We start from the raw sequence: 22,690 nt of genomic DNA, 5'->3' as shown, positions 1-22,690 counted from the left end.
TCCTTTTATTCATAGCGTAATGCTTCGATCGGTTTTAATTTCGACGCTTTATAAGCGGGTAAGTAACCAAAAATAGTACCGATCAGCATTGAAAATGACACACTGATCAAAATGGATAACAATGAGATCGTCATCGGATACTCTAACAGACGCAAAGCGATCAGACTGATCAACAGACCGACGATGATGCCAATCAGCCCCCCGATCACCGATAAAACGATTGCTTCAGTCAAAAATTGCTGCAAAATCACTTTACGTTTGGCACCCAATGCTTTCTTCAAACCGATCTCTCTGGTACGCTCTGTCACACTGACCAGCATCGTATTCATTACACCGATCCCACCGACGAGTAAGGAAATGCTAGCAATTCCCCCCAGTAAAATCATATTCGATCGATTGATATCATCGGTCATTTTCTGCACTTCATCATAGTTGCGGATGGAAAAAACAAAATCTGAAGGCGGAATACTCTTGGTCAATTCATGGCTGGCTTGAACGACTGCTGATTCTAAGATGTCCGCATTCGTTGCCTGAAACAGCACTGTTGGCCTTTGGTTGAGCTTTCCTTCGACGAAACTTTGGCTGCCTCGAGGGATGAAGACATATTTCCCTGACAGTTGCTCCGTGTCAGAAACAGCTACGCCAACGATGCGAAAGGGCGTCCCATTGATTTCGATCAGTTGATTGATAGGATCACGATACGAGAAAAAAATTTCCGCCAAATCTTTCGTAATCACCGCAACTTGCTTTTGTGTCTGCAATTCGGTTTCAGTCATTGCTCTGCCAGCAAGGATCGTATGGGGCAAAATTTCAAAGAACCCGCCATCCATGCCTAGCACTGTCGTATCGGTTTGCTGGTCTCTTTGGAAAACTGTCAGATTGGCTTCATAGAACAAGCTAACGTTCTTGGCGTGATCAATAGTCAACAGCTTTTGCAGCTCTCCTTCTGATAGTTGCGGGGCGTAATCAGGCAAACGGTCATTTCTGCCGCTTTCGCCCGCTAAAAAAGCACTTCTGGCGTCATATTCAATCCGCATCGAGTTAGTATCACCACCAATCAGCTGCTTTTTCATGTTCTCAGTATTTCCGTTGATGATACTCACAATGGAAATGATGGAGGCAATCCCGACAATGATTCCTAGCATCGTCAACAAGGAACGCAAACGATGCTGGTAGATTGCTTGAATGGCTAAGCGAATATTTTCGGTCATCTTGTGCCCTCCTCAACAACTTCACCATCTTTAATGACGATTTGCCGCTTTGCATAGTCCGCGACTTCTTGTTCGTGGGTAATCAAAACCACTGTTTTTCCTAGATGATTCAGCTTAGTAAATAGCGCCATGATCTCATGACTATTAGCGGTATCTAAAGAACCCGTCGGCTCATCCGCTAAGATCACATTTGCTTCTCCTGCTAATGCCCGAGCGATCGCTACTCGTTGTTTTTGCCCCCCTGACAACTGATTGATCCTAAAATCGATCCGATCCCTCAATCCGACACTTTCTAAAGCGTGAATTGCTCGAGTCGTTCGTTCTTCCTGATTGACACCAGCATACAAGAGCGGTAAGGCAGCATTTTGTAAAACGGATAGTTTGGGCAACAGTTCAAAATTTTGAAACACGAAGCCGATTTTTTGATTGCGGATCTCGGACAGTTCATCTTCACTCATTTGACTGGTATTTTTACCATCAAGTAGATAGCTGCCCGTTGTTGGCGTGTCTAAACAGCCAATAATATTCATCAAGGTCGACTTGCCTGATCCTGATCGGCCCATGATGGAAACAAACTCGCCAGCATTGATTGTTAAGTTGATTTTTTTCAAAACGTGAATCTCGCTAGTGCCCTGTGGGAACGTTTTGCAGACATCAATCAGTTGGATCATTTGGTCTCACATCCATTCCTTCTTGGATCCGAACTGTTGGGAAGACGAGCGCCACTTGCATATCCAGTTCACTTTCTAACAGATACATGGCTTCATCCGTTTCATCTTCCATGATTTCCACGGATAGTTTACTAATTTTATGGTCCTCAACGACGTAGATGAAGGGCCTATCTTCTTCATAAAATACGAAAGATTTGGGCAGCTTGATCGCGGTTTGCTCTTCCTCAATGCGTTCTACAAAACAATGGATGCCAATACTAGGTGGCTCCACACTTTCATCTAAAACGACCTCAAAACTAAATTGCGACAAATTAGGGTTTGCGCCTTGTTCTTCAACCACTACCGAAGGCTCTTTCATATCCCCAACTCGGGTGATCTTTCCAGTCCATCGCTGACTGCCGCCATTACGGTCTCTAAGTTCAAATTTTTGACCAGGCTCAAGTTGATTGCGACGAAATTCATCCACAGTCCCTTTTAAAAAGAGACGACTGGTATCAACGATCGTCATAAAAGGATTCTCTGGAGCCGCTTCACTTGCGCTTCGATTCATTTGTCGTTCGTCCACGTCTTTAACGATTCCATCAATTTCGGCTTCCACGACGTCTGAGCCATGCTGCTCTTTGACTGAACGTAGTTCTAATTCTGCCCGTTCCAGCTCTAATTCGGCATCGCCAATGCTGCTTTCCAAGTTTTGCGCTTCTAGCAGTAATTGACTTTGCTGCATTTCCAAATCGGTTTTACGATCTTCCAGCCCTTCTTTGTCCTCTTCTTCCGCACTGGCAATTTTTTGTTTCGTCTCCTCCAGCTGATTCGTGACCTTATTGTATTGTTCCCATTTTTGATTCGTTTGCCGTCTTGCTTGTTCCACAGCTCTCGAGCGATTTGCCGTCGCCTGTTCTGCTTCTTTAATGGCCAAAGCCCCCTCAGGGTTAGAGTAAACAAAAAGAGCTTGCCCTGCTTTGACTTGATCCCCTGCCTCTACTTTTTTCTCAACAACTGATCCTCTTGAGCTATCCACTTTGACTTCAACCGTTCTTGCTGGTTCAACGACTCCTACTAAGTAAAAATCTGCTCTCGGTTGCAGATCTTGCAAAGTTATTCGAGTGATGGAAGGGTCTTCACGACGAGCAATCCCCCAGGCACTCGTCCAGCCTAAACTGCCGATGATCAGTAAACTACTGATGATCATGAAACTCTTTTTTGATTTGTTCATATGCTTTCTCAAACATCTCACCTTCCTGATTGGTTAATCGAATGACCACCTTTATTTAACCATTGAATCAATTTCCGTTTTGAACGTTTCTCTTAATTTCTGCTGAAGATTTCTTAAGAAAATAGAATTTTTCCATTCTTTTTTTATTAATATGAAGATTTCTTAAGAAGAATTAGCTATTCGCTCCTACTCCTCTTTGCTATAATCAAGAAAGAATCAAGAACGAGTTAGAAAGGACTGTTTCATGCGTAGTAAATATTCTTCATTTGTCTTTTTTCTGGTTGGCTTCTTCTTATTGGTAGGTGCCTTATGGCTATTAAAGGAAACGAGACTCATTCAAATGGTGCTGGATAATTTTTTGTCAAACCTTGTTACAGATGGCATTGTGGAAACAAGTGATGGCGAAGGAGGGATGATCGTTGGTACCTTTGTCGACTGGCGCCCTATTAAACAATTGTTCTTAGCATTCTCCTTCTTTCTCGTTTTTGCCGTTACCTTGATTTGCTATTTTAGTTATCGTTATGTTTCAAGGAAAAAAATTGCAAGGATCGCCGAAGGAATTCAGCTCTTTTTCTCTCAATCGGAAGCAAGTTCGACGGGCAGCCTAGCAATCGATCATGAATTATTAAAAATAAAAGATACGATGAACCGCAATGAGGCTCTTTTAAAGGAAGAAACACAACGCACCAAGGACTTGATCACCTATTTGGCGCATGACTTGAAGACTCCCTTAGCTTCAGTGATCGGCTATCTCAATCTATTGTTGGATACGAAAAACTTGACCCATGAACAAATGACGCAATCCTTGACGATTGCTTTAGAAAAGTCTGAGCGTTTGGAAACGCTGATGAATGAATTTTTCGACATCACCCGTTTTAATCTGCAAGACATCCAATTGTATCAACGGGAACTTGATTTCGTCTTCTTACTGAAGCAAATCCAAGAAGAATTCTATCCGCTGCTTAAAGAAAAAGAACAAACCATCTGCTACTCTGGACCAGAGAGCTTGAAATTAAAAGCCGATAGTGAACAGTTAGCGCGAGTGTTAAACAATCTGTTAAAAAATGCCATTGCCTATGCGCCTGATCAAACCACGATCACAATGCAGCTAACCGTAGACGAACAAGCAGCCACTTTCATCCTAGCAAATCAAAGTGAGCCGATCGAACAAGAACAATTGGAGGCATTATTTGAAAAATTTTATCGTCTGGATCAAGCTCGTTCAACCAAGACAGGTGGAGCAGGTCTCGGATTGTCGATCGCCAAAGAAATTATTTTGGCGCATCAGGGAACGATCCGAGCTGCTAGCAAGAACAATGAGATTCAAATGATCGTCACATTGCCTTTAGCGACAAACCAACACGAAAAAACTAGAAAGTCAGTTAACTGAAAAGGAAGGTCAATACGAGTGGAAAAGATACTTTTAGTTGAAGATGAAAAAGAAATTTCAGATTTGATTGCCTTTTATTTACGAAACGAAAATTTTTCTGTCATCACTTGTGCAGATGGGCATGAAGCTCAGGTACAGATCGAGCAAAATAGCTTTTCTTTGGCGATTCTTGATGTCATGCTGCCAGATATCACAGGCTTTGACCTGTGTAAAATCATCCGCAAAAAGCATCATTACCCAATTATTATGTTGACAGCTAAATCTGAGGAAATCGATAAGATCACTGGTTTGACAATTGGTGCCGATGATTACATCACGAAGCCCTTTCGTCCGTTGGAAGTGATCGCTCGGGTGAAAGCTCAGATACGTCGCTCGACCCAATACAACGGCTCAGATCAAAACAAATTGATCGTGAGGGAGTTGGAATTAGATATCAATAAGCGAAGATGTTTCTTGCAAGAAGAAGAACTTTCCCTGACGCCCATCGAGTTTTCCATTTTAAAATTATTGATGGAGCGAAAAGGCCAAGTGGTAAGCTCTGAGGAAATGTTTCAAGAGGTTTGGGGAGAAAAATATTACACGTCTTCCAATAATACCATCATGGTCCACGTTCGAAACCTTCGGGAAAAAATGCACGATACCCACAAGAAGTCCTCTTATATCAAAACCGTTTGGGGGATCGGCTATAAAATTTAACACCAAAAACCGTCCTTTCATTGTACGAAAAGGACGGTTTTCTTGGGACTGAACACAAGCAAATCGAGAAACATAGAAAAAAGCCAGAACTGATTCTTTGCTGGGCTCCCCGTCAAGTGGACAATGAAATAGAATAAAATTATTTTGACGACTGTCTACCGAAATTCGGTAGGCAGTTTTTATGTTTTTTACTTTGTTTAACCTCAACTTTGCTCGACTGGCCTCCTTCTTGGTTAAGCGGATTTATTCTATTCGCTTGTCCAAGAGGGGGAGTGATTAAGCTGCCATTAATAATTCTTGATGAACTTGGATCGGTGTTTTGCTCTTCAAACATCGTTGATAGCGACCATTGTTGTAATAGTTCATGTATTTCTCGATCATTTCAACGAGACTTTCTCTACTGATAAACTTTCGCCGATAATATTTTTCTCGCTTAAGCATTCCCCAGAAGCCTTCCATTGGACCATTATCGGTACAACGGGCGACACGAGACATACTCTGCTTCATTTTCGCTTTCTTTAGCTTTGTGCAAAAAACTTTACTTGTATATTGAAATCCGCGATCGCTATGAAATAGCGGATGAGCGGTTGGTTCGGCGGCGACTGCTTGATCGAAGGTATCAAAGACTAATTTATTGTCATTTTTGTCGCTGATGACAAATGAAACAATGCGACGATCGGCGAGATCGAGAATAGCGCTCAAATAGATTTTCTTCACTTCAGCCCCTTCATAATACTTGAATTCACTCACATCTGTTAGCCATTTTTGATTCGGTTGATCCGCATTGAACTTTCGATTCAAATAATTTTTCGCAATATGATACGGAGTCTTGGATGCCTTAGTGATACTATTGCCTGAATGCTTGATGGTTGATTGGATTTGAAGTTTGCGACAGATTCGAAGAATACGCTTGTCATTCACTTGAAAGCCATAATCATTCACGAGATCTTCACAGATTCTGCGATATCCTTTATCGTTGTCTGCTTCATAAATATAACGAACAAGGTCAGCCAACTGTTCATTCAATACCACTTCAGGCAGTTTGGGATTTTTTAACCAACGATAATAGGCCGATCTTGTGACATGGAGCAGGGTACACATGGTGTTAATTGGATAGCTTTTTGTCTCGTGCAGCTCTTTGATCGATTGGTATTCAAACGTATGACGAACTAATTCAAATCCCGCCTCCTTTCTAACTCGCTGACTTTTTTTAACAGGTCATTTTCCATTTCAAGCAACTTGATCCGTCGTTCTTGTTGAGCCAGTTTATCGCGCATTTCTTCTTCGGGTGTTCTGGCAGGTTTACTTCCCGCTCGTTGCCCTCGACGGTCTTCTAAGCCTTTTTCTCCCATCTCGTCGTATTTCAACACCCAGTTCCGAACTTGTTGGTAAGAGACTTGGTACTGAATCGCGGTTTTCCCATAGTCTCGACCGTTGATAATACAGTCATGCACAATTTTAATTCGTTCATTCAATGTTGTTTTTCTGGATTTACTCATTCTACTTCCACCACTTTCTGATTTGAAGTTTCTATGAGTATTATATATCTTTAACCAGTCTTCTAATTGTTTTTTGTTACGAAGCCCGTATTTCTTGGCGACAGCTCTTAAGCTACCATGTGTTCCAGCTAAATAATCATGGACCGCATTCAGTTTCAACTCTGTTGAGTATGATTGATTCCTTTTTGTAGGGAGTAAACCTGTGGGTCCTTCATTCTCATAAAGAGTGATCCACCTTTCTATCGTACTGAAACTTACTTGTGCTTCTTTGGCCAGGCTATTTATGCTAGCTTCATTTCTTAAAGCTCTTTCTACAAAAGCTAGCCGTTTTTCTGAACTTAATTTCATTTTTCCTCTAGACATACAAACTCCCCCTATATAAGCCACTTTATATTTCAGTGTCCTATATAGGGGGAGCATATCACTTTCAGTTCCAGCTTTTTTTATTTAGAAACCTGCAACTGCAAGCTTCCTTTTTATTTCGTAATCAAAGCATCTAAACTAGCAACCGCCAGACTCATCTTCGCGATTTTATCCAACAAGGCAAAACGATTGCGGCGAATATTTTCATCTTCAACCATGACCATTGTTTGATCAAAATAAGCTTCGATCAATGGGCGCAGTGCTACTAAGCTTTGGTAATTTTCTTCCATCGTTTGATGTGGGAACTTGTCCTCTACTGTTAAGACCGCTTCATACAAGGCAGTTTCAGAGTCGTTTTCAAACAAGGCGGGATCAATGGCTACTTGTTCCAATTCGGCTTTTTTCGCTAAATTGATGACTCGAGTCAAGGCTTCCATTGATGGTTTGAAGTCGGTGTCTTGCAGATGTTCTCTTAACATTTGAGCCGTTTCAAATAACGTACTGATATCTGCTTGACGAGCGCCTAAAACAGCTTCAATAACATCATGACGCGTATTTTTGCTGAGTAAGAATTGACGCAGACGGCCTTTCACAAAATCAGTCACTTGTTCTTGACCTGCGGCAAGTTGAATCCCAAAAACTTCCGGTTGGGCATTAATGGCTTCGCGAATCTCTTCTTGTAACTGAGCAAATGGGAAATACCAGCGTTTTTCAGCTAGGATGCGGATAATCCCGTAGGTTTGACGGCGTAAAGCATAAGGATCGTTTGAACCACTTGGAACCATATCAACGGCAAAGAACGCAAGTAAGCTATCTAATTTATCCGCAATGGCTAAAATAGCCCCGATTTTCGATTGTGGCAGCTCGCCTTCTGCTGAGATCGGCATGTAGTGTTCACGAATCGCTTGGGCAACTGCTGGTTTCTCTCCTTGGATCAGGGCATATTTTTCCCCCATGATTCCTTGCAACTCAGGGAATTCCCCTACCATATTGGTCACTAAATCAAATTTATAGATTTGAGCTGCCCGTTGAAGGTCGGTCAGTTCTTCTTCTGTTAAACCAACCGTCTTCCCGATGATTTGTGCAGCTAATCCAACACGCTGCATTTTTTCATACAAACTGCCGATTTTTTCGTGGAACGTGACTTGCTTAAGCTTTTCCACACAATGGTCGATGGTTAGCTTTTTGTCCTCATTGTAGAAAAACTCAGCATCTTCTAAACGGGCGGTCAGTACTTTTTGGTTTCCTTTGATAACATTATCGATTTTCACAGCATCCCCGTTGCGGGCAGAGATGAAATGCGGCAGCAATTCTCCATCAAGGGTGCGGACATCGAAGTAGCGTTGATGTTCTTTCATAGAAGTAACTAACACTTCTTCAGGTACAGAAAGATATTTTTCTTCAAAGTCCCCTACAAAGGCTGTTGGGTATTCAACCAGATTTGTCACTTCTTCTAGTAAGTCTTCATCTAAATCGATCCGCCAGTTGTTTTCTTGAGCGATTTCGTTGATTTGTGCAGTGATCATTTGTTGACGTTCGCTTGGATCAGCAATGACAAACTGATGCTTCATTTTTTCCAAATACTCGTCCGCATGATCAAACGTGACTGCCTCACCTAAGAAACGATGACCTTTTGACTCGCGACCGGTAGCAATATCAAGGATTTGGAAAGGAATGACTTGCTCACCAAAGAGTGCAACGATCCAATGAATGGGTCGGATGTATTCAAAATCGTAATCTGCCCAGTGCATCGTTACTGGGAACGTCAAACTTGTGATTACTTCCTGCAATCCTTTCAATACCTCAACGGTTGCTTGACCTTGGGTATGTTTCGTTACATAGACATACTCAACCCCTTTTAATTCACGGAAGGTGATGTCATCGGTTGTCAATCCTTGTCCCCGAACAAATCCTTGAGCTGCTTTCGACCAGTTGCCAGCTTCGTCTAAGGCGATTTTTTTCGCTGGTCCTTTGACGTCTTCTTGTGTATCGGCTTGTTTTTCAGGAATACCGGTGACATAAACTGCCAAGCGGCGAGGTGTTGAATAGGCTTCGATTGCTGTATAAGGTAATGCATGAGCATCTAAGAAAGCTGCCGTTTTTTCTTGTAATTGTTTCATACTTGGGGTTACGACATGCGCAGGTAATTCCTCTAAGCCGATTTCTAATAATAGGTTTTGTGCCATCTTATTTTCCCTCCTCAATCAGTTTTTGCGCCACTTCTGGATCAAGCAATGGATAACCGATGTTTTCCCGTTCTGCTACAAATAGTTTTGCTACTTGACGCGCCATATTCCGGATTCGTGCGAGGTACCCAGCACGTTCAGTGACGGAGACTGCGCCACGTGCATCCAACAAATTGAAGGTATGGCTGCATTTTAAGATATAGTCGTAAGCTGGATGAACTAAGCGTTCATCGATACAACGTTTTGCTTCTTGTTCAAAACGATCGAAGTTCCCTAAAAGCAAGTCTTGGTCACTGACTTCAAAGGAGTATTTTGAATGTTCATACTCAGGTTGGCGGAAAATCTCACCATATTTGACACCTGCAGACCATTCAAGATCGTAGACACTTTCAACTTCTTGAATATAAGATGCTAGACGTTCTAAGCCGTAAGTGATCTCTGATGTCACTGGCTTACATGCTAAGCCGCCAACTTGTTGGAAGTACGTAAACTGAGTGATCTCCATCCCATCTAACCAAACTTCCCAACCAAGACCTGCACAACCCATTGAGGGATTTTCCCAGTTATCTTCGACAAAACGAATATCATGTTCTAATGGATCGATCCCTAAAAGACGCAGGCTTTCTAAATAAAGCTCTTGGATATTTTCAGGAGAAGGCTTCATCACGACTTGGAACTGGTGGTGCTGATACAAACGATTTGGGTTTTCCCCGTAGCGGCCATCAGCTGGACGGCGAGAAGGTTCTACGTAAGCGGCGTTCCATGGTTCTGGACCGATTGCACGTAAAAATGTATATGGGCTCATGGTTCCAGCCCCTTTTTCTGTATCATAGGCCTGCATCAGCATACAGCCGTTTTCAGACCAGAATTTTTGCAGGGTCAAAATCATTTCTTGCACAGTTAGTTTACTCATCTTTTTCTTCCTTTCTTATAACGCATTGACGACAGGATAAAATTCGACAACTGATCCGGGGATCAATTTCACTTCGACCACGACATCTGCTTCTAAAACATCAGATAAGTCGTAAAGCATTTGGTCTGGACTCGTTGTAAATTCATGGATAAGCTGTTCATCCTTTAAAAGGCGAACCTGCAGCGGAATACTTGCTAATACTTTGAGCTTTTTTTCGGTAAACGCACTTGCTGGAATCGTCATATCAAATAACATAAAAAAACCTCCTTTGTTTTTGGCTATTCTTGGTGTGAAACATAAAAAAGTCCCTATATCTATACGGAGTGTATAGATATAGGGACGATACATTCGCGGTTCCACCCTACTTCCGACAAGTCGGCAGCTTCATTGATCATGCTCACGGACGCCTGCGAAATAAGGTTCCAACTTGGCTTTCACTCTCCCAAGTTCGCTTCATGGAATGGACTTCTTTCTTTCTTCCGGTCATAGCACGGATTCGATTACCCTTATGATAGTAGTTGAAGCTAGGGTTTGTCAATGACTAATTTGAACTTTTATGCTTCTGGACCTAAATCCGCGTGATCATGAAAGACGATCTCATCAGCGATTTTCCCATCACTTTCAAAAACGATGATCTCGTTTATTCCAGTTTTCAAAAACGGTGCCGGGACGTACAAGCGTTGCTGCGGTCCTTTTTCCCAGAAACGGCCGATCATATGACCATTGACTTGGACAAACCCTTTACCCCAGCCTGGCAATTCGATAAAGGTATCTGCACATTCATCAAAAACACATTCAAAGCGTGAGAAACTTGGTTGTCCTTTTTGCCATTTTCCTTGGAAATCAATGGCATGCAAATTATCCATCGGTAAGGGATAGATTTCCCAGTTGCTTTGGAAGGCGCCATTGATGATCACACCGTCTTTGATGCCTTTGTGCTGATGGTTCATTTTTACGGAATAATTGACCCGCCCCATATTCTCCACCAAGATCCCCAACTCGTTTTCTGATTCTGATAAATCGAAACTGTAGGTTTGACCGATTTCTTGATCATAATCGATGCGCAAAAGTTCCTGGTTGATAAATGTATGGGCACGATCCATCGTATTGATCAGACGGTAGTCGGCAATCTTCCGAGCAGACCCAATCAGTGAGCGATAATAGATATAACCTGTCGCTTGATTGCAGGCTTCCATCGATAAGGGGTAATTACTTATGATCGGTTGACTGATCGCGTCGATCGTCGAAAACAAGGAGACTCGTTCTTTCACTGAGAATGTTCCATAAGCTTTTCGCTCAATTTCCATACTCAAGGGAAACTCAGGAATTTCCGTATAGTCAGCAATCACCTTTTTGAAGGCTTGGTATTTGGCAGTAGGTTCTCCCCATTCTGTCAGTAAGGCATCGTAATCATAGCTAGTGACATCCGGCGCTAAGCGTTCATAATAGTTTGACCCGTTCATAAAGCCAAAATTGGTCCCACCATGAAACATATAGATATTGACAGAACCCAATGCTAAACAATCCTGTAATTCCTTTACTGCATCTTCTGTGGAGGTCGTATGATGCTGGTCGTCACCCCAGGCATCAAACCAGCCGATCCAAAATTCCATGACCATCAATGGCCGTTTTTCTCCGTGAAATCTTCGAAGTTTTTCAAAGTTTTCCTTGATGTTGGAGCCGCAGTTGATCGTAGGCAAAGCCAAGTCTTTGATACTGCCGTTTTCTAGCATATCGTGCCAAGGTCCGTCAGAGGTCACTAACGGCGTTTCTACACCATGCTGCCGCATCGCAGCCACCATTTTTCGCAAATACTCTTTGTCATTGGCGTAGCTGCCGTATTCATTTTCTACTTGCATCATTAAAATCGGACCACCTTGGGTGATCTGCAGATCCCGCACTTGTGGAAACAAATGGGCGAAATAACGAGTGATTTTTTCCATAAATGGTGGATAATCAAACCGAAGCTTCATCATAGGATCTTGCAATAGCCAATAAGGCAGCCCACCAAATTCCCACTCCGCACAAATATAAGGTGCTGGTCGCAAAATGACATAAAGCCCTACTTCTTGTGCCGTTTGGATAAACCGCCGCAAATCAAGGATCCCCTCAAACTGATAGACACCTTCTTGTGCTTCATGGAGATTCCAAGGAACATAGGTTTCCACGGTATTACAGCCCATCAAGCGTAGCTTCTCTAAACGATCTTGCCAATATTCAGGAACGACACGAAAATAGTGGATCGCTCCAGAGATCACTTTAAAAGGCTTGTTGTCTAAATAAAAGTCATCTTCAATAGCAAAAGTTCGCATCAGTTACGCTCCTCTTTGACGATATAGGTGGTGTACTGTGCCAGTTTCGTTTCTGAAGAAAGAACCTCACCCGTCAGGAGATCCGTTTCTCCGACGAAAATTTCTGGTAAAGGTTGTGCTTCTTCGTGGAAATTAATGATAACGAAGAATTTCGCCTCTGCATTTTCACGACAAGCAACTTCCAGTTTTGTTGCCTCCTCGATCACTGGGGTAATACCGGTTTCTTCGACGATTGTTTTGAAAAGCTGATCTTGTAGCTGATCTTCCAACTGGCCACCAAAGTAATAGACAGTTCCTTCACCAAACGTATTTTTCGTCACTGCCGGTATTCCTGCATAAAAATTGCTTGTATAATGCGCTAGCGCTTCAGCGGTTTCTAAATGGATCAGATCGCTGACTAAATTACTGGTTCCTGTCAGTTCTTCATTGACTAAGGAAACCCCGTTTGATTGTTCTGGGGCTAATGCATCGATTTCTTCCACCCAGATGCCAGATAACTCCCGCAAGGGGCCAGGGTAACCGCCTAAGTGAACATTGTCTGATTGATCAACGATGCCGCTCATATACGTTGTAAGTAAAGCACCGCCTTGCTTAACGAAATCAGTGAGCCGCTCTTGCATCCCTTCTTTGATCATGTAGAGAACCGGTGCTGCGACTAATTTGTATTTTGATAAGTCAGCATCCACGGGAATCAAGTCGACGGCAATATTTTGTTCGTAAAAATACCGATAGTAGCGATGGATCTGTTCTACGTATTTCAGATCAACGGTCGGACCACTGGTGTATTCTAATGCCCAGTAATTGTCCCAATCAAAAATCAAAGCAACTTGTGCTTGAGATTGCGTCCCAATGATGTCTGAAAGCTGCGCTAATTCCGCCCCAAGAGCGGCTGTTTCTCGAAAAACTCGCGTGTCTTCATGACCGACATGTTCGATGACCGCGCCATGGAATTTCTCACAAGCGCCAACGGAACGTCGTAATTGAAAGTATTGGATCGTATCCGCCCCATGCGCGATGGTTTGGTAACTTTGTGCCCGCATTTGTCCCGGTTTTTTCAACGAGTTATAAGGTTGCCAGTTTTGTTGCGAAGGTGTTTGTTCCATCAACATAAAGGGCTGTTGTTTCAAGCCACGCATTAGATCATGGGTCATGGCTACTAAACTCCATGGCGTATTATATGATGGATAATTATCCCACGAAACAAGGTCCATTTCCTTTGCCCACTTGAAATAATCCAGTCCTTTAAAGGTTCCCATCAAATTCGTTGTAATCGGAGTTGTCGGATCAATTTTTCGAATAGCGTCCCGTTCCATCATATAGTTTTTTAAAAGACTATCCGAGTTGAACCGTCGGTAGTCAATGGAAATACCCGCAAATGCTGTCTTCTCATAGCCGATTCCTTCTGACAGCGCATTTGGCAGCACGATTTCATCCCATTCATACACGGTATGACCCCAAAATTCCATATTCCAGGCTTTATTCAGTGCTTCGATCGTATGATATTTATCCTTTAACCAGACACGAAACGCTTTTTCACAGTTGTCGCAATAACATTCGCCGCCGTATTCATTATTGATGTGCCAACAAGTCACTTGTGGATTTTCGCCGTAACGTTCGGCTAATTTCGTTGCCAAGCGTTCTGCGTATTTTTGATAAACCAAACTGTTGGGACAGGCATTGTGCCGTTGCCCAAACTTATGATGGCGTCCATCATAATCGGTGCGAGCGACTTCTGGATACTTCTTAAACATCCAAGCTGGCAAAGCAGCTGTGGAAGTGGCTAAGACGATGTCGAAACCTTCCGTACTTAATTTTTCGATGATTTGATCCAATTCCTCAAAATCATAACAATTTTCAGAGGGTTGGATCTTTGCCCATGAAAAAACATTGACGGTCGCGCTATTGATACTTGCTTTTTTAAAGATCCGAATGTCTTCTTCCCAAATCTCTTTCGGCCACTGATTTGGATTATAATCGCCGCCAAATAGTATTCTATCAAAAAATTTTGTCATGTAAGTGAACGCTCCTTTAAAATAAAATGATTTCTACTCTCTTATTGTAAGACTTTTCATTCTGTTGTAGTATAATACATGAAACACTATTTTATAACTTTTCGAAACACGGAGGTACACTATGCCTATCTACTTTTATCAAACCAATCAGCAGCTGCCTTTATCTCTGGAAAGCATCGGCAACGATTGGGCGCAAGATGACGTCGCTCGTCCTGATGGCTATCCCTACTTCCATTGGCTGCAAACCGAGCAAGGGGAAGGCCGAATCACATTTGGTCAGGAATCGTTTATCTTACGTCCGAATGAAGGCATTTTGATTTTTCCTTTTACGCCCCATCGCTATTATCCATTGACTAACTGGAAAACATCCTTCGCCACATTCCAAGGCCCTTTGGCAGCTGAGGTGTTAAAGCAGTACACGAATCAGCCCTATATATTAGCTGAAGAGTCAGAAACCTTTTCTTATGTCACCTGGATCAATCAACGGATCAAAGGAGACCAACAAATCAGTTGGGACCCGCTACGGGCTTCTAGCGAATGTTACCGCTTTTTATTGGCGATCATGCAAGAACGCTCAGGGAATCCGACAGAAAAACACCCGCTGTTCCAACAATATCTGGTTCCCGTTATACAAGAAATCGAAACGAATTACGATCAGGCGATCACGATCAAAGAACTAGCAGGGCTCGTCTATGTTTCACCACAGTATCTTTCACGTTTGTTCCAACGTTTTTTGGGGCAATCTACTGCACAATATTTATTGAACTACCGCATGACCCGAGCCAAAGAGCTTTTGGTGGCACAGCCAGATCTGCCCATTCAACAAGCTGCCTTCGCAGTGGGGTTTCAAGATGCAAGTCACTTTACAGCATTATTCAAAAAAAGAGTCGGCTTAACTCCATTGAAGTTTCGCCAACTCTATCATTGATTTTTCGGTTTTAAGACGTCTTGCCATTGCCCCATCTGATCGATAAACTTCTTACTTTTTAAATGAATGCCCACATATTCATCATATAATAAATCAATCACTCGTCGGATCGCGGCTTTCGTTTCTGGCTTTAATTTGATTGAAGCAATCTGCTCGTAGGATATTTGAGAAAATAAGCGAATAAAATGGATCGCCCGAGAATCAGCATGATAACGACGTTCGTCCATCCCCCAGTGCTGTTCACATAAAATACCGCTATATTTTGAGGAATAGTCAAACCGACCGTCGGTTTTTCCGCAGATCGCACAATGGGTCCAATTCGGGGTGATCCCGAAACGGTGCAAAATCTGGATCTCAAAGATATTGGTGATGATCTCTGCGTCGTTTTCATGGTCCATTAATTGCAAGGCCTCATGTAAAAATTGGTATAGATGTGGGTCATAGACTCGATCATCAATAGCAGAATCAGCCAAATTCAATAAGTAGGTTGCATAACCAGCAATAAAAATATCACTTTGGATCGTACGAAAAGGATGGATGTCTTTGGCATTGTTTAAAAAGGACAAGCCTTCCGTTTTGATGGTTCCCATGTAGGTGGCTTCAGTATAGGAGAGCAGCGCTGGTGCCAAGGGGTTGTTTTTCCGATGGGCACCCTTGACATAAAACATTTGCTTCCCAGCAGATTCCGTAAAGATTTTGACTAGCTTGTCTTTTTCTTTATGGTCTTTTGAAAAAAGCAAGATTCCTTTTGTTTCAACAAGATTCATCGTCGCACCCCATTTCTTTAAAAAAACTGATCCAGTTCGCTAACTGCATCAGTTTTTCTTCATTAAAACAGATCATGTTTGATCTGCATGTCATCAATACTCATCTTTGCGATAGCCATAATCTGTTAAGAATGTTTGCTTGTCGCGCCAATCTTTTTGAACTTTTACCCATAATTCCAAGAAGACTTTGTCATCTAACAAGTGTTCAATGTCTAAACGAGCTTTCGTACCGATCTGTTTCAGCATTTTTCCGCCTTTGCCGATGATAATGCCTTTTTGACTGTCACGTTCGACAATGATCGTCGCTTGAATATGCACCTTGTCATTGTGGTCTCGTTTCATGGAGTCAACCACGACCGCTACTGAGTGAGGTACTTCATCTCTGGTCAGTAGCAAGACTTTTTCCCGCACCAATTCGGAAACGATAAAGTATTCTGGATGATCCGTGATTTGATCCTCTGGGAAGTACTGAGGCCCTTCTGGCATTTCATCGATCAGTAGCTTCATTAACGTTTCGAAATTATTGCCTTCTGTTGCGGAAATCGGTACGATCTCAGCAAAATCCATTTGTGAGGAGTAGTCTTCAATAATTGCCAATAAGGCATCTGGATGGACTTTATCAATTTTATTGATCACGAGGAAAACCGGTGTCTGACTTTGGCGCAATCGTTCGATAATAAAATCATCGCCCTTGCCACGCTTTTGGTCCGCACTGATCATAAATAGCGTCACGTCAACTTCTCGCAGTGCACTATAGGCGGTTTCAACCATAAAATCGCCTAAACGGTGTTTGGGTTTATGGATCCCTGGTGTATCGATAAAGATCAGCTGTGCGTCATCCGTCGTGTAGACCCCTTGGATTTTGTTACGGGTCGTTTGCGCTTTGTCACTCATGATCGCGATTTTTTGTCCTACGACTCGATTTAGTAGTGTTGATTTCCCAACATTTGGCCGCCCGACGATCGCAACGAAGCCTGATTTGTGTGTTGTCATTGTTGTTCCCCTTTATCTTGTGGTTTTGGTGCGCATCAGAAGAGCTGCAGCAATTTTGGCAAGAAGATGATCGCTGCGACGACTAACGCAAAAACTGCAGTCATCAGCACGGCACCAGCTGCCATATCTTTGATTTTTTTTCCAATAGGATGGAAATGGAAATCTGTAAACATATCTACGACGTTTTCAAAGACGGTGTTGATGATCTCAACGATCCAGACTAAGAAAACAGCTAGCAGCAACCAGAGCCATTCCATTTGACTCAAACGGAAAATAAAACCCGTAATGATCGCAACGATTCCTAGTGCAACATGTTTACGCATATTGCGTTCCTCTTTAAAGACGGTTTTTATACCAGTGAAAGCAAATTCGATCGACGAAATAAATTGTTTGTTTTTCCCAATATTCTTATCTTTTGAGTCCATAGGCATCCAGTATTTCCTTTTGCAATCCAAACATTTCCTTTTCATCTTCAGGTGTCATATGATCATAGCCATTGATATGCAAGAAACCATGTAACGCCAAGAAACCCAGCTCCCGATCATAGGTATGCCCGTATTCAGCAGCTTGTTCTTTCGCTCGTTCAATGGAAATCATAATATCTCCAAGATCACGCGGCAGCTCTTCAAGGGCTTCGTCAAAAATGATCGACAGCTCTTCGTCTGTTTCTTCTTCAAAGGCAAAACTGATGACATCTGTTGGCATATCTTTGCCGCGGTACTCCCGATTGATTTCTTGGATCGCCGCATTGTCCATAAATGTGACGGACATTTCTGTATCCTCTGGAAGTTCTAAATGTCCTGCAGCAAATTGCAGCAGTCCTTCGATCTCTTTGATCTTGGTTTCCCCCACTGAATTTGTCTCATCTAAAAAGGTAATCTCCATTAGCGCTCTCTTCTTTCTTGTTCTTCTTTCATTTTCTCTGCTTCCGACTTCATTTTTGGATATTTGATCCGTGAATGGAAGGTACTGCAAAGTCCGTTGACCAGTGATTTTTCAATCATTCGGATTTCTTTCAAAGTCAGGCCTGTTTCATCCAGTTGACCGTCTAAGATCCGATCATTGATGAGATTTGCAACAAATTCTTGAATCTTTTGATTTGTTGGATTTTCCATCGCTCGAACAGCTGCTTCACAACTATCCGCGATACTCACAACGCCAGCTTCTCGTGTTTGCGGTTTTGGACCAGGATAACGGAAATCTTCTTCCGTCACCTCGGGATTACGCTCTTTGGCTTTCACGTAGAAATAACGCATCAAGGTCGTGCCATGGTGTTGACGACAAATGTCGATCACCATGCGCGGCATTTTGGCTTCTTCGAGAATTTCCGCCCCATCGATCACGTGACCGAAGATGATTTGTTTGCTGTCTTCAGGCAACAAGAAATTATGCGGGTTTTCGGCACCAGCAGGTAAATTTTCTACGAAGAAATTGGCATGTTTGACCTTGCCGATATCATGGTAATAACAAGCCACACGAGTCAGTAAGCTTTGCCCGCCGATTTCGGCAACGGCATTGGCACTAAGATTGGCAACCATCATACTGTGATGATACGTTCCTGGCGCTTCTTCCAGCAACTGTTTTAACAATGGATGATTCGGGTTACTCAATTCATTTAACACGATCATACTCTCATCCGTCACCAACAATTCGATGTAAGGATGTAGTCCCATCGTTAGCAAATAGCTTAAGAGAGAGCCTGCTAAGCCACAAATGATCGTGGTCCAAGTGTTCCCGCGAGCAAAATCCATTCCTTGGAAAATCACCAGCACAAAACTCAGTAAGAGCGGAAAGACGATCACCCACGCTACTGCCGTTTTCCCTTGACTAGCGATGCGGGCGCGCTTGATCATCGTTCCCATCAAGCCAGAGAACAAATAGGTGACTAAGACGGTCGTCAACAAGTTGGTTCCGCTAGAATCAAAGTAAATAAAGAGTGCGCTGATTACTTGGAAAATCGCTGACAAAATCCCCAAACGACGGCTGGAGAAAATACTCAGGATCAACGGTGTAAACGCAGCTGGGAAAAACAGCGGGATAAAGGTCACTAATTCAGATTGGAAAAGTTGGAAAAACTTCATGATCAAAATACTGAATGCCATTGCCAAAATATAAAACGTGACCGCATTCATCCGTTTTTCCACGTCTTTCGTCTGTTTCGTGTAATAAAACACCATCAGCATCTGTAAGACTGTTGCTAAAACTAAAGCGATCAATGGAAAAACAGAAAAGGTCTGATTAGTCATTCCTAAAAGCTGCAGCTTCTCTAGGGCATTGGCATCAATCTGCGAGCCCTCACGGACAATGATCTCTCCTTGATAAATCATTACTGGAGGAACAGCATCCATGGCAGTTTGCCGTGCTTCTTCTGTCCGTTTTTCATTTGGGATATCGTTCACGACGATTCCTTGATTGACTAAGAAACGTAAGACAGAAGCCATGTCTGAGCTAACGTCTAAGAACTGGATCTTATCTTCCGCCTCAGAACGAAACGTACTTAATTCCGTTTGGCGGATCTGTTTCGCCATTTGTTCATCAACTAATTGTAGCGCATAGGTACGCACTGTATTTAATTCATCATCACTTAATGAGAACATCGTCGTCAAAAAATTATTGGTAAATGACTGATAAAAATCCAGTTCATCATCACTCATTTTTTCAAATTCTTGTTTTAAGGCTGCGATATATTCATCTGTACTAGGTTTAGGGATATTTTCATCCTCATCGGCCTCAGCCACTTTTTTTTCATGGGCTTCATCCACTGATTTTTTGACTGAAGCAATTAAGTCAAATAAATGATCGATACGATCATGCTGCGTTTGCGCCAGTGTATCCTGATACGTGTACTCTGGTGGTACAGCTTCGGCAGCCAGTTTACGTTTTTGTTCCGTCGCAGCGGTATTTTCGATCGTTTTATTGGCACGGATATTTTCTTCCGCCACTTGACCTTCGCTATAATCGACATTGTTTTGTTTGACGCTGGTGTACATGATACCAATCGAAAAAAGAAAGAAAAGGAACATCAAAACTGGTAGATAGAATTTCCCAAGTCTTTCTCTAAATTTCCGTAGTGGTTGAATGATCATAGTTCTCCTCCTAAAAGACGATCAGCGCTTGTCTTTAAGATCTGCTTCTTCATATGCGCGAATGATCTCGGCAACAACTGGATGCCGCACGACATCTCCTGCTTCAAAATTAGCAAAAGCAATTTTGGGGATCTCTTGCAACGTTCGCTCCGCATGGATCAAACCGCTTAAAGTTCCCTTTGGCAAGTCGATCTGACTCGTATCGCCATTGACGATCATTTTGGAGTTGAATCCTAAACGTGTCAGAAACATTTTCATTTGAGCGATCGTCGTGTTTTGGGCTTCATCTAAAATTACAAAGGCATCTTCTAACGTGCGCCCTCGCATATATGCTAATGGAGCGATCTCTATGACGCCACGTTCCATTAAACGATTCGTATGATCCATCCCGAAAATTTGATACAACGCATCATAAACGGGTCGTAAGTAAGGATCGACTTTTTCTTTCAAGTCTCCCGGTAGGAAACCAAGGTTTTCTCCTGCTTCCACAGCGGGCCGTGTCAAAATGATCTTTTGCACTTGGCCTTTCTTTAAAGCAGCGATCGCCATGACAACGGCTAAAAAGGTTTTTCCTGTTCCAGCTGGTCCGACACCAAAGACCACATCATGTTTGCGAACAGCTTCGATATATTTCTTTTGACCGGCATTTTTCGCCCGAATCGGTTTACCATTACGGTCCTTGATGATTTCTTCCTCATACATATCTTTGAAATAATCAAGACTGCCTTTGTTCACCATATTCAACGCTGTGATCACATCAGGGGTACTGATATTGATACCTCGTTTGATCAACTCTTGCAACGCTCGAATCACAGATTGTGCTTTTTCTGCTGCATCCGCTTCGCCGACGATTTGGATTAGCTCACCACGAGTGTGAATGACCGTCCCTGTCGAGTCTTCAATAATTTTAATGTTTTTATCGTGAGCACCTAATAGCAAACGAACATCATCGTTTTCACTAAGTGTTATCTCGATCGTCATAGTTTTGTCTGTCAAATATGTTACAGCTCCTTTTTTGGCGTTCTTATTAATAATAACATAAGATGGAAAAAAGAAAAATTACTTATAAAGCCCAAAGGTAGTTTCCTTTTGTCCTTATGCTTTTTTTAAGTTTTCGAAATCAGAAAAAAGCCGCAAGCATGTCATCCATACTTGCGGCGTGAGCTTACATTTGATCCAATAATTCTTTAACGATCGCATTGACTTGATTGCCGTCTGCTTTGCCTTTGACTTGCGGCATTACAGCACCCATCACTTTTCCAAATTCTTTGGAAGAAGAAGCACCAGTCTTTTCAATCGCTCCAGCAACGATTTGGCGGATTTCCGCTTCATCAAGTTGCGCTGGTAAATATTTTTCAACAACTGCAATTTCAACTTTGACTTTCTCGGCTAGATCTTTTCGGTCAGCTTTCTCAAACTCATTTAAAGAGTCCCGACGTTGCTTCATCTCACGAGATAAAACAGTCAACTCTTCTTCTTCATTCAAGTCAGTACCTTTTTTGATCTGCTCATTTTGAATTGATGCTTTCAACATGCGGATCACCTGCAAGGTTTCCTTGTCTTTGGCTTTCATCGCTGTCTTCATGTCATCATTCAGTGTACTTAGTAGTGTCACACTACCAGCTCCAATTCTCAAAACAGTAGAAAATTAGAATTTTTTGCGTTTTCTAGCTGCTTCAGATTTTTTCTTACGCTTTACGCTAGGTTTTTCGTAAAATTCACGTTTACGAGATTCCTGTAAAGTACCCGCTTTTGACACGGAACGTTTGAAGCGACGAAGAGCATCGTCAAGTGATTCGTTTTTGCGAACGACTGTTTTTGACATGTAAATTCCCTCCCTCCGAGCTTAAAAAGTAACCGTAGTTGTTATTGAAATAAAATCCCAAAAAACACGACTGTCCTTTAAAAATTATAGCTAACCCCTGAAAAAGTGTCAAGGCATTCTGGTAAAAAAGTCTTCGATACTGTCAAGTTTGTTTGGGTTTTCATTGACATTCTTCACAACGCCCCAGAATCTCGAAGCGATGACCCTCGATCAAACAACCAGGAAGCTGTTCTTGAAAGAAGTCCATTGGACAAATATGCAGTTCTTTTGTTTTGCCGCAGACTGTACAAATGAAATGATGGTGGTGATGGTCTTCTAATTCTGCACAGCAGTTATAGCGAAACTTCATCTCACCGTTCAGCTCTGTTTCTTCTAAAATACCGATCTCAGAAAAATCGTGCAAATTCCGGTAGATCGTATCATAACTCAAACCAGGATACTTTTCCGACATGTATTCATGAATTTCTTTTGCTGGTAAATAGCGATTGCGTTTGACTAAATAGGTGATGATCGCTTCTCTTTTTTTGGTGTATTTAAAGCCATTTTCTTTCAATGTTGTCATGGCATGCTCAATAAGTGTTTGATTTTTCATCGTAGGCCCTCCTGATAAATCAAAATCATTCCG

Annotated in this window: 22 protein-coding genes; 3 read left to right on the top strand and 19 right to left on the bottom strand. The window is 42.3% G+C overall.

All coding sequences use genetic code 11. The features are described 5' to 3' along the window. Positions 1 to 5 precede the first annotated feature (5 nt). From A5870_RS06915 to A5870_RS06905, 3 genes are read right to left on the bottom strand one after another with little or no spacing between them, the layout of a single operon-like run. On the bottom strand, positions 6 to 1,211 hold the full coding sequence (locus tag A5870_RS06915; RefSeq protein WP_086292218.1) for an ABC transporter permease: 1,206 nt from the start codon (positions 1,209 to 1,211) through the stop codon (positions 6 to 8). Beyond that, positions 1,208 to 1,882: an ABC transporter ATP-binding protein gene (locus tag A5870_RS06910; RefSeq protein ID WP_086292217.1), complete on the bottom strand. Its 675-nt coding sequence runs from the start codon at positions 1,880 to 1,882 to the stop codon at positions 1,208 to 1,210. The genes A5870_RS06915 and A5870_RS06910 overlap by 4 nt, the downstream gene beginning before the upstream one ends. Beyond that, positions 1,866 to 3,095: an efflux RND transporter periplasmic adaptor subunit gene (locus A5870_RS06905; protein WP_086292216.1), complete on the bottom strand. Its 1,230-nt coding sequence runs from the start codon at positions 3,093 to 3,095 to the stop codon at positions 1,866 to 1,868. Before A5870_RS06905 ends, A5870_RS06910 begins: the two co-directional genes overlap by 17 nt. Positions 3,096 to 3,339: 244 nt before the next feature. Between A5870_RS06905 and A5870_RS06900 the strand changes: the two genes are divergently transcribed. After that, positions 3,340 to 4,485, top strand: coding sequence for a sensor histidine kinase (locus A5870_RS06900; RefSeq protein WP_086292215.1), 1,146 nt, complete (start codon positions 3,340 to 3,342; stop codon positions 4,483 to 4,485). Positions 4,486 to 4,503: 18 nt separating this feature from the next. Continuing rightward, entirely contained in the window at positions 4,504 to 5,181 is a 678-nt protein-coding gene (locus A5870_RS06895; RefSeq protein ID WP_086292214.1) for a response regulator transcription factor, read from the top strand. Between the two features lie 276 nt (positions 5,182 to 5,457). Here the strand turns inward: A5870_RS06895 and A5870_RS17480 are convergent, their stop codons facing one another. The 7 genes from A5870_RS17480 to A5870_RS06860 all read right to left on the bottom strand — a co-directional run bounded on the left by A5870_RS17480 (position 5,458) and on the right by A5870_RS06860 (position 14,466). Continuing rightward, positions 5,458 to 6,315, bottom strand: coding sequence for an IS3 family transposase (locus A5870_RS17480; protein ID WP_236596275.1), 858 nt, complete (start codon positions 6,313 to 6,315; stop codon positions 5,458 to 5,460). 35 nt (positions 6,316 to 6,350) lie between these two features. Beyond that, on the bottom strand, positions 6,351 to 7,043 hold the full coding sequence (locus A5870_RS17475; RefSeq protein ID WP_086291571.1) for a helix-turn-helix domain-containing protein: 693 nt from the start codon (positions 7,041 to 7,043) through the stop codon (positions 6,351 to 6,353). Positions 7,044 to 7,156: 113 nt separating this feature from the next. Continuing rightward, on the bottom strand, positions 7,157 to 9,229 hold the full coding sequence (gene glyS / locus A5870_RS06880) for a glycine--tRNA ligase subunit beta (RefSeq protein WP_081118114.1): 2,073 nt from the start codon (positions 9,227 to 9,229) through the stop codon (positions 7,157 to 7,159). A gap of 1 nt (position 9,230) precedes the next feature. Next, entirely contained in the window at positions 9,231 to 10,142 is a 912-nt protein-coding gene (gene glyQ, locus A5870_RS06875) for a glycine--tRNA ligase subunit alpha (RefSeq protein ID WP_086292213.1), read from the bottom strand. A 15-nt stretch (positions 10,143 to 10,157) separates the two neighbouring features. After that, entirely contained in the window at positions 10,158 to 10,397 is a 240-nt protein-coding gene (locus A5870_RS06870) for a hypothetical protein (RefSeq protein WP_081118113.1), read from the bottom strand. 299 nt (positions 10,398 to 10,696) lie between these two features. After that, the gene (locus A5870_RS06865; protein ID WP_086292212.1) at positions 10,697 to 12,454 is read right to left on the bottom strand and encodes a glycoside hydrolase family 35 protein; all 1,758 of its coding nucleotides are present in this window, start codon (positions 12,452 to 12,454) and stop codon (positions 10,697 to 10,699) included. Next, positions 12,454 to 14,466, bottom strand: coding sequence for a beta-galactosidase (locus A5870_RS06860; RefSeq protein ID WP_086292211.1), 2,013 nt, complete (start codon positions 14,464 to 14,466; stop codon positions 12,454 to 12,456). Before A5870_RS06860 ends, A5870_RS06865 begins: the two co-directional genes overlap by 1 nt. A gap of 121 nt (positions 14,467 to 14,587) precedes the next feature. On the opposite strand from A5870_RS06860, the gene A5870_RS06855 reads away from it, so the two are divergent. Continuing rightward, the gene (locus A5870_RS06855; protein ID WP_086292210.1) at positions 14,588 to 15,394 is read left to right on the top strand and encodes an AraC family transcriptional regulator; all 807 of its coding nucleotides are present in this window, start codon (positions 14,588 to 14,590) and stop codon (positions 15,392 to 15,394) included. Here the strand turns inward: A5870_RS06855 and recO are convergent. From recO to A5870_RS06810, 9 genes are all read right to left on the bottom strand, one after another. Further along, complete coding sequence (gene recO / locus A5870_RS06850) at positions 15,388 to 16,161, bottom strand: DNA repair protein RecO (RefSeq protein ID WP_086292209.1); 774 nt, start codon at positions 16,159 to 16,161, stop codon at positions 15,388 to 15,390. The genes A5870_RS06855 and recO overlap by 7 nt on opposite strands. A gap of 93 nt (positions 16,162 to 16,254) precedes the next feature. Beyond that, a complete protein-coding gene (gene era / locus A5870_RS06845; RefSeq protein WP_005225846.1) occupies positions 16,255 to 17,154 on the bottom strand; it encodes a GTPase Era in 900 nt (299 codons plus the stop codon). A gap of 35 nt (positions 17,155 to 17,189) precedes the next feature. Further along, positions 17,190 to 17,579 (bottom strand): diacylglycerol kinase family protein, encoded by a 390-nt coding sequence (locus A5870_RS06840; protein WP_170924104.1) that lies wholly within the window; start codon positions 17,577 to 17,579, stop codon positions 17,190 to 17,192. After that, positions 17,563 to 18,039, bottom strand: a complete 477-nt coding sequence (gene ybeY, locus A5870_RS06835) for an rRNA maturation RNase YbeY (RefSeq protein WP_005225844.1) — start codon at positions 18,037 to 18,039, stop codon at positions 17,563 to 17,565. Before ybeY ends, A5870_RS06840 begins: the two co-directional genes overlap by 17 nt. After that, complete coding sequence (locus tag A5870_RS06830; RefSeq protein WP_086292207.1) at positions 18,039 to 20,240, bottom strand: HD family phosphohydrolase; 2,202 nt, start codon at positions 20,238 to 20,240, stop codon at positions 18,039 to 18,041. The genes ybeY and A5870_RS06830 overlap by 1 nt, the downstream gene beginning before the upstream one ends. A gap of 21 nt (positions 20,241 to 20,261) precedes the next feature. Next, the gene (locus A5870_RS06825) at positions 20,262 to 21,221 is read right to left on the bottom strand and encodes a PhoH family protein (RefSeq protein ID WP_371875354.1); all 960 of its coding nucleotides are present in this window, start codon (positions 21,219 to 21,221) and stop codon (positions 20,262 to 20,264) included. A gap of 184 nt (positions 21,222 to 21,405) precedes the next feature. Beyond that, positions 21,406 to 21,855 (bottom strand): GatB/YqeY domain-containing protein, encoded by a 450-nt coding sequence (locus A5870_RS06820; RefSeq protein ID WP_077454289.1) that lies wholly within the window; start codon positions 21,853 to 21,855, stop codon positions 21,406 to 21,408. A 33-nt stretch (positions 21,856 to 21,888) separates the two neighbouring features. Further along, positions 21,889 to 22,065 carry a 30S ribosomal protein S21 gene (gene rpsU / locus A5870_RS06815; RefSeq protein WP_002356740.1) on the bottom strand — a complete coding sequence of 59 codons (177 nt, stop codon included), beginning with the start codon at positions 22,063 to 22,065 and terminating at the stop codon, positions 21,889 to 21,891. Between the two features lie 160 nt (positions 22,066 to 22,225). Further along, positions 22,226 to 22,657, bottom strand: coding sequence for a Fur family transcriptional regulator (locus A5870_RS06810; RefSeq protein ID WP_005225833.1), 432 nt, complete (start codon positions 22,655 to 22,657; stop codon positions 22,226 to 22,228). Positions 22,658 to 22,690 lie beyond the last annotated feature (33 nt).

The organism is Enterococcus sp. 2G9_DIV0600 (assembly GCF_002140615.1).
GTDB lineage: Bacteria > Bacillota > Bacilli > Lactobacillales > Enterococcaceae > Enterococcus_D > Enterococcus_D innesii.
Note: the sequence above shows the minus strand (reverse complement) of the source record. Positions and strands in the feature narration are given on the sequence as shown.

Coding starts and splice junctions, on each gene's coding strand:
- A5870_RS06915 (WP_086292218.1), bottom strand. CDS start 1,211: ATGACCGAAAATATTCGCTTAGCCATTCAAGCAATCTACCAGCATCGT.
- A5870_RS06910 (WP_086292217.1), bottom strand. CDS start 1,882: ATGATCCAACTGATTGATGTCTGCAAAACGTTCCCACAGGGCACTAGC.
- A5870_RS06905 (WP_086292216.1), bottom strand. CDS start 3,095: ATGAACAAATCAAAAAAGAGTTTCATGATCATCAGTAGTTTACTGATC.
- A5870_RS06900 (WP_086292215.1), top strand. CDS start 3,340: ATGCGTAGTAAATATTCTTCATTTGTCTTTTTTCTGGTTGGCTTCTTC.
- A5870_RS17475 (WP_086291571.1), bottom strand. CDS start 7,043: ATGTCTAGAGGAAAAATGAAATTAAGTTCAGAAAAACGGCTAGCTTTT.
- glyS (WP_081118114.1), bottom strand. CDS start 9,229: ATGGCACAAAACCTATTATTAGAAATCGGCTTAGAGGAATTACCTGCG.
- glyQ (WP_086292213.1), bottom strand. CDS start 10,142: ATGAGTAAACTAACTGTGCAAGAAATGATTTTGACCCTGCAAAAATTC.
- A5870_RS06870 (WP_081118113.1), bottom strand. CDS start 10,397: ATGTTATTTGATATGACGATTCCAGCAAGTGCGTTTACCGAAAAAAAG.
- A5870_RS06865 (WP_086292212.1), bottom strand. CDS start 12,454: ATGCGAACTTTTGCTATTGAAGATGACTTTTATTTAGACAACAAGCCT.
- A5870_RS06860 (WP_086292211.1), bottom strand. CDS start 14,466: ATGACAAAATTTTTTGATAGAATACTATTTGGCGGCGATTATAATCCA.
- A5870_RS06855 (WP_086292210.1), top strand. CDS start 14,588: ATGCCTATCTACTTTTATCAAACCAATCAGCAGCTGCCTTTATCTCTG.
- recO (WP_086292209.1), bottom strand. CDS start 16,161: ATGAATCTTGTTGAAACAAAAGGAATCTTGCTTTTTTCAAAAGACCAT.
- era (WP_005225846.1), bottom strand. CDS start 17,154: ATGACAACACACAAATCAGGCTTCGTTGCGATCGTCGGGCGGCCAAAT.
- A5870_RS06840 (WP_170924104.1), bottom strand. CDS start 17,579: ATGGACTCAAAAGATAAGAATATTGGGAAAAACAAACAATTTATTTCG.
- ybeY (WP_005225844.1), bottom strand. CDS start 18,039: ATGGAGATTACCTTTTTAGATGAGACAAATTCAGTGGGGGAAACCAAG.
- A5870_RS06830 (WP_086292207.1), bottom strand. CDS start 20,240: ATGATCATTCAACCACTACGGAAATTTAGAGAAAGACTTGGGAAATTC.
- A5870_RS06825 (WP_371875354.1), bottom strand. CDS start 21,221: ATGACGATCGAGATAACACTTAGTGAAAACGATGATGTTCGTTTGCTA.
- rpsU (WP_002356740.1), bottom strand. CDS start 22,065: ATGTCAAAAACAGTCGTTCGCAAAAACGAATCACTTGACGATGCTCTT.
- A5870_RS06810 (WP_005225833.1), bottom strand. CDS start 22,657: ATGAAAAATCAAACACTTATTGAGCATGCCATGACAACATTGAAAGAA.